8 protein-coding genes are annotated in these 13,210 nt (G+C 38.0%); all 8 read left to right on the forward strand.

Annotated features, from left to right (window positions below; genetic code table 11):
- Positions 1-11 precede the first annotated feature (11 nt).
- Positions 12-1,820: a type VI secretion system baseplate subunit TssF gene (gene tssF / locus FTU02_RS02560; protein ID WP_180155606.1), complete on the forward strand. Its 1,809-nt coding sequence runs from the start codon at positions 12-14 to the stop codon at positions 1,818-1,820.
- Entirely contained in the window at positions 1,784-2,776 is a 993-nt protein-coding gene (gene tssG, locus FTU02_RS02565) for a type VI secretion system baseplate subunit TssG (protein ID WP_180155608.1), read from the forward strand. The genes tssF and tssG overlap by 37 nt, the downstream gene beginning before the upstream one ends.
- 2 nt (positions 2,777-2,778) lie before the next feature.
- On the forward strand, positions 2,779-4,224 hold the full coding sequence (locus tag FTU02_RS02570) for a hypothetical protein (RefSeq protein WP_180155610.1): 1,446 nt from the start codon (positions 2,779-2,781) through the stop codon (positions 4,222-4,224).
- A gap of 28 nt (positions 4,225-4,252) precedes the next feature.
- The gene (tssM, locus tag FTU02_RS02575) at positions 4,253-8,086 is read left to right on the forward strand and encodes a type VI secretion system membrane subunit TssM (RefSeq protein ID WP_180035240.1); all 3,834 of its coding nucleotides are present in this window, start codon (positions 4,253-4,255) and stop codon (positions 8,084-8,086) included.
- A 57-nt stretch (positions 8,087-8,143) separates the two neighbouring features.
- On the forward strand, positions 8,144-9,103 hold the full coding sequence (tagF, locus tag FTU02_RS02580) for a type VI secretion system-associated protein TagF (RefSeq protein ID WP_078190765.1): 960 nt from the start codon (positions 8,144-8,146) through the stop codon (positions 9,101-9,103).
- Between the two features lie 20 nt (positions 9,104-9,123).
- On the forward strand, positions 9,124-9,870 hold the full coding sequence (locus tag FTU02_RS02585; protein ID WP_257222640.1) for an OmpA family protein: 747 nt from the start codon (positions 9,124-9,126) through the stop codon (positions 9,868-9,870).
- A 399-nt stretch (positions 9,871-10,269) separates the two neighbouring features.
- Complete coding sequence (locus FTU02_RS02590; RefSeq protein ID WP_180155612.1) at positions 10,270-11,898, forward strand: long-chain-fatty-acid--CoA ligase; 1,629 nt, start codon at positions 10,270-10,272, stop codon at positions 11,896-11,898.
- Positions 11,899-12,138: 240 nt separating this feature from the next.
- Positions 12,139-13,026 carry a DMT family transporter gene (locus FTU02_RS02595; protein ID WP_180155614.1) on the forward strand — a complete coding sequence of 296 codons (888 nt, stop codon included), beginning with the start codon at positions 12,139-12,141 and terminating at the stop codon, positions 13,024-13,026.
- Positions 13,027-13,210: the final 184 nt, after the last annotated feature.

Here is a 13,210-nt window from a genome sequence, read left to right on the forward strand (position 1 = left end):
GTGGGTTATCTGTGATTGAAGAGCTGTTACCGTATTACGAAAAACAACTACAGGAATTTGGACAACAGTCCCGTGAGTTTGCCAGTAAATACCCCAAAATCGCCCAGCGTTTGTCTTTAAACCAAGAACAAATAGATGACCCGCATATTGAGCGTTTAATTCAAGCCTTTTCTTTAATTTCTGCACGGATTGATAAAAAACTTGCAGATAGTTATGACGTTTTTACCCGATCAATTTTTGAGGTGATGTTTCCTCAATATTTAAAACCATTTCCTGCATGTTCTGTGGTGAGCTTCGAAGATATAAATAAAATTAAGCAATTAACAGATCGACACGTTATTCCAAAGGCGACCAGTCTAAAAGCCAAAAGTACGCGCGGTGTTCAATGTGAATATCAGACGGTACAAGAAGTCACATTATTACCGATTCAATTAAAACAGCTCAATTTCAAAACTCATCCATCGGCACATATGCATTTAAATCAAAATGCCACATTGAGCTTAGGATTTGAAATTTTTTCGAATAAGCACGCTTTACTCAAAAATGAAACTTTGCCGATCTTTTTAGACGCTATTTCTAATTTTCCTTTACAGGTTTTGGATAGTATTTTTAAATCCACTACGAGTTTTTCGATTCGTGTGGGGCAGCACATTTTTGATATTGCCAATCCATTTGAAATTATGGGCTTTGAAGAAGTTCAAAGTGTTCTACCTATCGATCAACATACGCATCATGCATATCGTTTATTGATGGAATATTTTTGTGTTCCTGAAAAATTCAATTTTTTAAATCTAAATTTAGATTTCATTAAGTTTTTAAGTTTAGAACATAGTGAATTTGATGTTCAAATGCACTTTAAACTCAATTTAAATGATCAAGCAGCGATTCGAAATTATTCTGAATTAAATGCTGCAAATTTTAAATTGTTTGCTACACCAATTGTTAATCTTTTCAATAAACAAGCAGAGCCGCAAAAGATTAATCATAAGCGAATGGAATATCCATTGGTGACAGATGCACACCATCCTGAATATTTTCAAGCCTATAGCATTTTAAAAATGAATATGGTGCGTGAAAAAAGTAACCAAGATGAAGTGTATTATCCGGTACTGCCTTTTTTTGCAATGAGTCATTATCATCAGGATAAAGTCCAGTTTTTTTATAGTTTAAATCCGCAGCAGATGAAGAATAAACATCAGGAATTAAACTATTCAATCATATCTCGTGCTTTAGACCCACATAGCACTCAATCTGATTTTATTAGTACTGAACTACTATGTAGTAATCGAGAGTTACCTTACGAAAGTTATAATAAAGATCAGAATGCATTAACACTGAATGATAGTAATTTGGCACGTCGTGCTCTGATGCTCAAACGACCGTCGTTACCGTATTATTTTGAGCAAAATAAACAAGAACAGTGGCGGGTCATTTCACATTTATCTTTGAATAATATGTCTTTAATGAAAGGCGATGCGGTCTCTCATATTAAAGAACTTTTGGAATTGTATAATTTACCTAAATCAAAAGAAAACCAAATTATTATCGATTCCATAAAAAAGATTCAGTTTTCTACTACGCAGAAACTTGTAGATAGTAAACCATTTCCATTATTTGTCAGAGGTTTAAAAGTACAGCTCGATATCGATGCGGATATATTTAGAGGACATAGCCTGTATATATTTAGTCAATTACTGGCACATATCTTTAATTTAAAAGTTAATATGAACAGCTTTGTCGATGTCTCGGTTTTTGATGCAAATAGTCAACAGGAGTTATACCAATGCGTGCAGAACGTTGGTGGCAAGAAAGCTCTGTAATTGACGGACTTTTCCAAGAACCGAAAGCCTACGAGTTTGTTCAAGCTACTCGTTTGTTAAGACATGCACCTTATGGAGCAGCTCAAGTCCATTGGGCCAATGACTTTGAGTTTAATAGTTCCCTTAATTTGAACTTCCCGAATACTGAAATTGAAAGTTTAGAGTTCAACGATGAGAAAGTTGAACTGACAAATTTAATGGTGGGTTTAACGGGTATTCAAGGTGCATTACCTTATAGCTATACCAATAAGATTAAGCTCAGCGGGCGACATCAGCGACACGAAACACAAAAGTTTTTAGGGCTGTTTAATCATAAATTAACAGCACATTATGTTGATGCCAGTTTAAATTATCATTTACCTATTCGTTATGAAATCGAGCAGGATAATCACTATCTTGATATTTTACATGCATTAAATGGTTATATCCGTAGCCAGCATGATCAGCCTGATTTAGATGATTATTTTGCTGAGTTTTCAGGTTTAATGCAGGGGCAAAACAATACAGCTTATGCTTTAAAAACCATGCTGAACTGTATCTTTAAGCAGAAATTTGATATTCGAGAATTTATCCCTGAAACTTTTGTATTTGAAGAAGATCAGAGAACATGTTTAGGTGGATCTCAGCCGAGTTTATTGGGGCTGAATACTTTTTGTGGTGAAAAAATTCAACAGATAGACGAAAAAATTGAAATCGTGATTGGACCTTTAAATCATGAAGATTATTTAACATTTTTACCGAATCAGTCACGCAGCTTAAAATTAAAACAAATGATTCAAACTTGGTGCAGTCCAACATTAATGGTGGATGTGCGCTTAATTTTACAAAAAGAAGAAATAAAACCGGTGTGTTTAAATTCTTTGAGCGGAATTGGTTTAGCTCAGGGAGCATTTTTACAGCCGAATAAACAGGTCGATAATACAGAAACCTGTTATGCCTTAATGGGGAATTTATAATAATGCTGAAATTAATAATTGGAACTTTTAGTACGCTTTTTATTTTGTGTACTGCTTTCGTGATTTTTTACTGGCGAGATACAGGCTATGATCCGACGGCTTTCGATTTAGTCACATACTTTTTACTTCTTCCTTTAGCTTTATGTGCAATTATTTTGTCGCCTTATTTGCTTTACAAGGGCATTCAACATCAAAAAGAAAAAAAACTTGAAGCTGAAAAATGTGCAGAAGAACAAGCTGAGCAACAACAACTTGAGGCCATTGAACAAGCAAAACCAAAGCCTGTCGATGTACAGCAATTTCGTTTAAATGTTTATTCTTCAGCGGCTTGGCATAGTTTTGGTGAAAACGAACAAATTATCCAAGATATTCAACAATTCAAAAGTCCTGAACTCGATGATAAGTTATTTAATGCATACGGTTTGCCTGTTCTTTCATTTCGAATCAAAGATTTAGATGAACTTACTAATGAAGAAGCAGATGATGAATTTAGTGCCATCACCATGCGTGAAAAACGAATCCAGTCACTTATTCAGCAACAACTAGAGCAACACGTTGAAAGTCTATTTTTAATTGCTGAGCATCTGAAGCAATCAGCACTCTTTTATGATAGTGAATTGGCATATCAGTACCGTATGCATCCGGGTTGGGTGGATCCAGATTATACGCAAGATGAACATCCAGAACATTTGGCGAACACTGCACAACAAGTTTCACGTCTAAACCGTTTAAATGTCCATATTTTGCTTGCTGATAATTTGATTCATCAATGGAATGATGATTATGCTCAAATTATTCAGCAGTATCTATCTGACGGATTTTCGATCATTCCCGAACAAATTCATATCGAGCCACATTTTATCGGCACTCAAGTCGCTTATTCAGAATGGTTAAGCATTTTAGAGATGATTTCAAAACAAAAGTTTGAAGTCAGTTTGATTCTGAATGCTGACTCTGAAATCGACCAAGAATGGATTGATGAAAAGATGTGGTTACAAGAAAAATACATTGCTGCAGAGTTTGCATCGAGTTGGTGTTTGGCTGCTTCAGACGTTCAAGTTCGAGGTTTAACTCCAAATAAAGTGCTACAAGTGGTGGCACATGAGCCTGAGTTGAAACGTAATTTAGAGCTTAAAGCACTGAATAATTTAGATCAGTATGATCAAGAACAACCCTTTTTATTGATGTTAGATGATGCAACAGATATGAAAGTGGTGAAAAAATTACAGCATAAATTTAATGAAACCGCGATTGAAACCTATCATTTTTTATATACAAAACAGAATCTTGGAAATACCCAGCAATTGGCAAAAATTTTTGGATTCATGTTGGGTATGCACTTGCCAGAAGAGTTAACTGCCATGATTTATAGCACAGACCAAGAATCGACATTTGCTTTTATTCAAGCATTTTCAGTAGAAGATGAACTTGAACAAGAAACTGTTTAATTAGAATTAAGACGAAATTGAGAACATTGTGAACACACTATTTTATACGATCCTCGGTTATGTTTGGCAGTACGTCACCAATCCTAAAGCGATGGTGGCTTTGTCATTTTTTGTGGCCATTGTGGCTATGCATAATTCGATTCCACAAAAGACTTTTTACATTGTGGTTGCTGTTTATATTCTCGGATTAATTCTGTGGGGTATTTATGAATTAGTGCAGCATTATCGTCATAAACAGCAAGGCGAAGAACTTGCTGAGGCGATTGCCAAGGATAATGAAGCTGAATACGGTAAACAAAAAAATAAAGAAGAACTTGCGCTGATCAATCAGCAAATGAAAGAATCGATTCAACTTATCCGTAAATCAAAACTTGGCGACAAAAAGGGAAATGCAGCGCTATATGAATTACCTTGGTACATGGTGATTGGTAACCCAGCAGCGGGTAAAAGTTCAGCGATTTATAATTCTGGTCTTAGATTTCCATTTGAAGAAACTCATCAGAAAATGGTGTCAGCAGGTCTAAGTGGTACTCGTAACTGCGATTGGTTTTTCTCTACAGATGGTGTGTTACTCGATACCGCAGGTCGATATTCAGTTTATGCCGAAGACCATTCAGAATGGTTAGGTTTCTTAAATATTCTCAAAAAAAACCGTTCTAAAGCACCAATTAACGGTTTAATCGTGATTGTTTCTGTGGCTGAGCTTGTCAGTCAAAGCCCTGAAAAATCAATCAAATTAGCCAAAAACTTACGCGCACGTATACAGGATTTGACTGAACGTTTAGAAATTTTTGCGCCAGTGTATATCGTTTTTTCAAAAATGGATTTGATTGCCGGCTTTACTGAATTTTTTGATTGTTATGATAAGGATGAATTTGATCAAGTTTGGGGTGCAACACTGCCTTATGATCCAGACTCATCTGAGCATGCCGTTGAGATGTTCGAAAAGCATTATTCAATTTTATACGATGGTTTGAAGAGCGTCAGTACTACGCACTTGAGTCGTCGTCATTCGCAAAATATTTCTCCAAGTGTAATGACATTTCCACTTGAGTTTAAAAGTTTAAAGCCAGTGTTAAAAACTTTTATTGGTACGTTGTTTCAAGACAACCCTTATCAGTTTAAACCGGTATTCCGTGGGTTCTATTTCACCAGTGCGTTGCAAGAAGGTGTGATTGAAAGTCCAATGACGGAGCAAATCGCTGAAGATTTTCATTTGGTGAAAAGTACGGATAGTGAGTTTGGCATTCCTACGAATTCTGTTTCGCAAGACCATGGTTATTTCTTAAAAGGACTCTTTTCAACCGTCATTTTAAAAGATAAAAATCTAGTTAAACAACATATCAATCCTGCACGTAAACGTCAGCGCTTTATGGCATTTATTGCTGCATTGTTATTGGTTGCTGTGGTGCTTGGGTTATGGGTTTGGTCGTATCGTAATAACCAACAACTCGTGGCGGAAGTTCAAGCTGACTTAGACAAAGTTGTGCAAATGGAAAGCCGTAGCGGAAGTGAGCTTTCGACTCAATTGGATGCATTGCTGATATTACAAGGACATTTACAGCAGCTCGATCATTTTGATGAAGATCGTCCATTGAAATATAGTTTTGGTTTATACCAAGGGAATAAAATCCGTGAAAAACTCAAAGTTGAGTATTTACGTGGAATTCAACAAATTGTATTAGCACCATCTCAGCAAAATATGGCGCAGTACTTACAACGCGTTAAAGCCAATGAAGCAACGTTGAAAGAAAATCACGTCAATGTGCAAATAACTCAAGCTGTGAAATCAAATCAGCCCTATTTAGAACCATCAGATACTAACCCTCAGGATGCATATAATGCACTGAAGGCTTATTTGATGATGAGCAATCATAAATATATGGAATCGAGCCATTTGAGTGACCAAGTTACTCGTTTCTGGCGTTCATGGTTAGATTCAAATCGCGGTCAAATGCCACGTGGGGAAATGATTCAAAAAGCTGAACAAGTTTTATCTTATGCGATGACTTTAGCTGCTGATCCTGCGTTCCCGCAAATGGAATCTGATCCTTTATTGGTTGATCAAACACGTCAATTATTGACGGCTGTTACTATGGGTATTCCTGCACGTGACCGCGTTTATAATGAAATTAAAATGCGTGGTTCGGTACGTTTCCCTGCAGTAACTGTTAAGCAAATTTTAGGTGAAACAGGCCAAAACAGCATGTTAGGTAGTTATGCCTTGCCGGGTATTTTTACTTACCAAGCATGGAATGATTATGTAAAAGATGCGATTAACCAAGCTGCGAATAATCCGACAGATACCCAAGATTGGGTACTCAATACCAATCGCTCTGATGACCTGACGTTTAGTGGTAGTCCAGATCAGATCAGTAAACAGTTAACCGAACTTTATAAGCAGGAATATATCGCTGAATGGCGTAAATTTTTAAATGCTGTGCATTATGGAAAAGGTGCAGATGTTGCTCAGCAGTCACGTTTTATCGATATTTTAGGTGAACCTGAGAATTCGCCAATTCGTAAAGTGGTGGACCGTATTGCGAAAGAAACCAGTTGGGATAATCCAATTGTTCAAGCAGAACTGGCTGCGCCTCAGAAAGGTTTTATTGCGTGGTTTAAACGTAAAGTCCTCAGCCGTGATGATGCGCAGCAGGCACAGCAAGTTGCTTCTAAAGCCGGTCAAGGTGTTATTGCAAAAGAATTTGATGTGTTCTATCAACTAGTTCGTAAGCGTGATGATCAGCAAAACAAATCTATTTTAGATGAATACATGCTGTCTTTGAGTCAAGTACGTAGTAAGTTCAATGATTTGAAGAGTGGCGGTGATATGGGACCTGCAAGCATGACATTGGTGAAACAAACCATCAATGATCAAAGCTCAGTCTTTAATAGCACACAAAAATTCGTAGATGAAAAAATGTCTGTGGGTCTGAATGAATTAGATCAACAGTTGATTCAAAAACTCTTTATGCAGCCGGTGACTCAGTCATTTGAAGTTCTTTTGATTCCAGCTCAAAACGAAATAAATAAATTGTGGGCAATGCAGGCGTATCAACCATTTACAACCAATCTTGCACCTAAATATCCATTTAATAGCAATGCTACTTTACAAGCGACCAGTAATGAAATTAGCCAAATTTTTGGTGAAAACGGAAGTATCGCTCGTTTTGTAAAAGAATATTTGGATCCATTGGTGATTCGTCGAGGCTATACCTTAACCACGAAAACATGGAAAGATTTGGGCATTGGTTTAAATCCACAATTTGTAGCGAACTTCCAACGCTATGTTGCGCCAAGTAATGGCGTTGCTACAGGGGAATTGAGTCAAGCAGCACCTGCGGCAACCAATCAATCGAACTTCCAGTTCTTCCCATTAGAAAATACACAGTTGCTTTCATATACCATTGATATTGATGGTCAGCGTATGGTGTATGAAAACGGTGTTCAGCAATGGGTGAACTTCGTTTGGCCAAATAAAGGGGCAATTCCGGGTGCACGTATTACTGCAATTGACTTGGAAGGTCAAACGCATACGATTTTTGATGAGCCGGGTGAATATGGTATTAACCGATTGGTTGAAGGCGCTCAGCGTACACAAAATGGTAATTCATTTGAAATGGTGTGGCGTAGCAAACAAAATCCAAAAGTGTTTGTTAAAGTGAATTTCCGTTTAATTAGTGGTAACGCATCTGGCCCAACTACAGGTTCAGGCTATTCAGGTATGACTCTTGTTGATCAAGTGGTGACGAATAAAGGTGTTCGTGTCGTCGCAGCGCAAACGATGCCTGCAGGACAAGCGCCTGTAGCGCCACCAGCGACTTCACCGATGAGTGTTGTACAAGGAACAGCAACACCATGATGATGAATTTAAAAATGAGAGCGGTGGCATTCGTGCAAAAGAACAAGGAGTGTGACGATGTATGAAGTGAGAACGACACCGCTGTATTATGGAAAATGTCCAGCTCGTGGTGACTTCTTAAAGAGCCGTGAACAATATTCACTGATTCAGTTAATCGATCAGTGGATCACGGAGGCGCTTGAGTTCGCTATGCGTTCAGACAATTTTAATGCAGCGTATAACTCACTGCCTTCATTAGATTTCTTTATTGCCAGTCCAAAAGATAAGCGTTTTTTGGTTGCCAATTTGATTAGTAGTGAAGACAGTTCAAAGCGTCAATTTCCAATGGTGCTCGCTCATCTGCTAGAAATCGATGATCCTTTCGATAATATTTTGTATGCACCTTATCGTTATAAACAAACCTTAATTGACTTATATCAGCGTAACCGAGTGATGCGTTCTATTCGCGATCCCGATATTTTGCTCGATAAATTAGGCAAACTGAATAACGAAATTCAAGTGTTCGGGACAGAAGAAACCTCTTCTTTTTATGAGCATCATACGTTGCATTCATTTGCACGTTTATTGAATTTTACGCCTTATCAGTTGGCGCAAAGCATGATTGGTCTCGGTTTGCTGCTACAACCGATTATTCATCAGGGTACGTCTCGGTTGAATAAAGTGCTGATCTTACCAATCAATAATATTAGTTACTGCTATGAAATTGCGGCTTTTTGGGTCAATTTAATTAGTCGTTTTGTCGAAAACCAAGATGCTGAGTTACTCATTGGCATCCTACACAGTGATTCACCTGTTTTACTGTTTGGTTTTCAAGGTGCTGATATTACTGCACTCAGTGATGTTTTTACCCAAAATATGCAAAGTGATCATTGGGTTTCCCTGATCGATGCCAGTTGGATTGATCCTTATCTTGAACAAAATGCAGGCTTAGCCGTTTTGGAACAGTCTTTGAGTGAGCGTCAGATCAGCCTTATTCATGGCATTAAACTTTTTAGACAGACTTTTATAGAAGAATAATGATGCAAAGAATCTTACCAATGTTGCCCAAATTTCTTGCGAGTGTGTGCATTTTAGGCTGTTCGGCTTTGCTCTGGGCAGAGCCTATTGTGATTGAAGGCGCTGTACCGAATGAAGCAACCAAGCAAGAAATATTAAATAAAGCCTATTTGACCTATGGTCAGGCAAATGTGGTTGATAAAATTCAGGTTCGAGCGGTTACAGCACCTAATGGTTGGGGTAATAGCGTAAGCCAAATGATTAATGATGACCTAAAAAAAGTAAAACAGGGGAAACTCTCTGTACGCGGAACGCAAGTCGATTTAAGTGGCAAGATGTCAAATCAAAATGATATCCAACCCACGACCACCAAGTTTCAGTCTTTGGTCACAGCACCTTTTCGTTTCAATGCACAGCTTTCTGTCAATCAGGCTGAACAAGCCATTATTGATGCGGCTTTACGTAATCGTATTATTGAATTTGAATCTGGAAGCGCGATTTTAGCGCCATCTGGGGTACAGATCTTAGATGAAATGGTTGTCGCACTGAACCGCGTCGGTGGGAAAAAAGTACGAATTATTGGTCACACAGACAGCTCAGGGAATCCTGAGAAAAACTTAAGTTTAAGCCAAGATCGTGCTAATGCAGTTAAAAACTATCTGATTTCAAAGAATATTGCGGCGGCGAACTTAAGTACTGAAGGGATGGGCTCAAATAAGCCTGTAGCAGACAATGCTACGCCTGAAGGTCGTAAGAAAAACCGTCGTATTGAGTTTGAAGTGCTGTAACTATTTCAACTTAACTACAACGGCTAATGCGTCGAACCCAGTGTATCTAGACTGGGTTTTTTTATGCCAATTGATTCTGTCAATTATTTGATGTCAAAAAAAGACATTTTTAAAGCAGCAGAGTGAAAACAAAATAGGAACATATTTTGAATTGGGCTAAAGCTTTAATTTTTGCATTTTATACCACTAAAGCATTCATATTTTGAGCAATAAAACAGTGGATTCTAAAATCAATTAAGGTTAAAACATAAGAACCAGTTTTGGATATGCGTTTCATATCTACTGCTTTCAACCTTGTCGATAAAGAATAATCACTTTTGACATGGTACAAAGTTTTAAAAATCTGCAGGACAGTGCGGAAAAACAACAACTCAATATGGATGAATGTGGGAGCAAAGAATGCTTGGTAATATGATGTTTAAACCGCTTTTGATTAGTAGCATGATTGAACATGCGGGTCGCTATCATGCGGATAGTTTAGTCATTTCAAAAAATACAGACACGACGATTACGAAAACCACTTGGGGTGAAGTCCATAAAAATTCAAAACGATTTGCCAATGTTCTTGCATCACTCGGTTTAAATTTAGGGGATCGTGTTGCGACCATCGCTTGGAATAACCACCGTCATTTAGAGTCTTGGTACGCTATTTCAGGTAGCGGCTATGTTTGTCACACCATTAATCCGCGGTTATTTCCAGAACAATTAATTTTTATCATCAATGATGCCGAAGACCGCGTGATGTTATTTGATAAAACCTTTTTGCCTTTAATCAAAGCAGTAAAACCACTATTAAAATCTGTTGAACATTTTATTTGTTTAGATGCACCAGATGCAGCAATTATCGAAGCAGTGCCAGATGTGAAGTTTTATGACGAACTTATCGCGGGGCAATCTGCAGACTATACATGGCCAGAATTAGATGAATTATCGGCTAGTTCTTTATGTTATACCTCGGGTACCACAGGCAATCCGAAAGGCGTGTTGTATAGCCATCGTTCAACAGTCTTACACAGTTATGCGATTTGTATGCCGGATTCATTAAATATCTCAGCGAGAGATATTATGATGCCCGTTGTACCGATGTTCCATGTCAATGCATGGGGTACGCCATATGCTGCGGCAATGGTGGGATGTACTTTAGTGCTGCCAGGCCCAGGTTTAGATGGTGCGAGCCTGACACAAATGATTGATGACTATAAAGTATCCGTTGCATTAGGTGTTCCAACGATTTGGCAGGGATTAATCAATGCTGCGCAGCAAGCGGGCAGTCAGCTCCAAAGTTTAGTGCGAAATGTGGTTGGTGGATCTGCTTGCCCACCTGCGATGTTAAAAGTCTTTAAAGAACAATTTAACTGTGAAACGATTCATGCTTGGGGGATGACTGAAACCAGTCCATTAGGTTCTTCAAACCAGTTTAAAGCCAAACATTTATTATTATCTGAAGAAGAACAATTACAAGTAAGATTGTCTCAAGGTCGTCCACCATTTGGGGTCGATTTACGTATTACCGATGAAGAAAACGGTACACACGAAGTTGCACGTGATGGCGAAACGACGGGTAATTTACAGATCCAAGGGCATTGGATTATTGGCAATTACTTTGGCAAAACAGAGTCTGCATTAACCTCAGATGGTTGGTTTGATACAGGGGATATTGCAACCCTGAATGAGGATGGTTTCTTAAAAATTAGTGACCGTTCAAAAGATTTGATCAAATCTGGCGGTGAATGGATTTCTTCTGTTGAGTTAGAAAATTTAGCTATGGGACATCCTAAAATTGCAATGGCAGCTGTGATTGCAGCGACCCATCCGAAATGGGATGAGCGTCCAGTATTAATTGCGATTAAAAAGCCAGATGTCGATTTATCTGATACAGAAATTTTGGATTATTATGCAGATAAAGTTGCTAAATGGCAGGTGCCAGATAAAGTGATTTTCGTGGATGCTATTCCTTTGAGTGGAACAGGTAAAATGCTGAAAAAAGATCTACGTGAGCAATTTGGTGCTGTACTACTTGAAAGCTAACTTACTGTAAGTTACCAACTAAATATTTGTAAAGAGCAAAACGCAAAGGTAACATGCCTTTGCGTATTTTTATAAAAACTTAAATTTTGATAAATACCATATTCTTAATATGAGGTTTTTAAATAAAATTTTTTCAATGAATCCATAACCAAGTTCAATGAATAATCTAGCCGTGTTAGGTGCATTCAATTCAATAAAAGCGTAAATTGATGAGGCATCCACCGTTAAACCACCTTTCTTATGTTTCCAGTTTGGATCTTATTCACTTTAATGGCTGCTTTTATGCAGTCATGGCGCAATGCATTTCAAAAACAACTCAGTACCACTGTTGATGTGTATGGTGTTACCCTTGCTCGGTTTATTTTTGGGCTCCCATTTGCCTGCATTTATTTATTTGTGCTGTACCAACAACAGCCTGTGACTCAGGTGACCACATTTACACCTATGTTTTGGATCTATGTGGTGATTGCAGGACTAAGTCAAATTTTAGCGACGATATTAATGGTCTTGCTTTTTAAACAAAAGAATTATGCCATCGGTGTCGGTTTAGCGAAAAGTGAAGCCATCTTTGCGGCCATAGTGGGGGTGATTTTCTTAAGTGAATATTTAAGTTTATTTGGTTGGATTGGTGTTTTGGTTGGTGGTGTTGCCGTTTTTCTTTTAAGCAAAGGATCTCAACGACAAAAATTATCTCTGCCAACGTTATGCATTGGTGTAGGGAGTGGATTAAGTTTTGCAATTACCTCTTTATTGGTTCGTGAAGCCAGTTTAGAGCTAAGTGATTTACCGACTTTGCATCGTGCGGCGTGGGTGTTGTTGAGTGTAATTGGCTTTCAATGTGTGATTATGCTGCTGTACCTCAGTCTATTTAGCCGCAAAACGCTCATTGCCATGTGGGAGAGAGTCGGTCTGACCTTTCGCGTTAGTGTCTGTAGCTTTCTAGCGTCCTTGGGCTGGTTTACTGCTATGAGCATGCAAACGGTTGCGATTGTCAAAACCCTAGGTCAAATCGAAATCTTATTTAGCCTCTTAATCTCTGCATATTTCTTTAAGGAAAAACTCGCAAGAACCGATCATTGGGGATTAGCCTTAGTGGTGATTGCGGCGATTATGGTGATTTGGGCTTAGTATGTTTAGAAACAGCCAATAAAGCAAAAGCAGCTATAGGTCGAATCTGAATTGGATTGAATACGTTTTTCAATCCAAAGATGAGAAAAATTAATGTTTACTAAGATATTTATCATGGAATTGTTTATGATTTAAAAGATGATTAAACTTTGAACATGATTGAAAATGCTCAAGTTGTTCAATT

It is taken from the genome of Acinetobacter sp. YH12045 (genome assembly GCF_013419925.1).
Lineage (GTDB): Bacteria > Pseudomonadota > Gammaproteobacteria > Pseudomonadales > Moraxellaceae > Acinetobacter > Acinetobacter amyesii.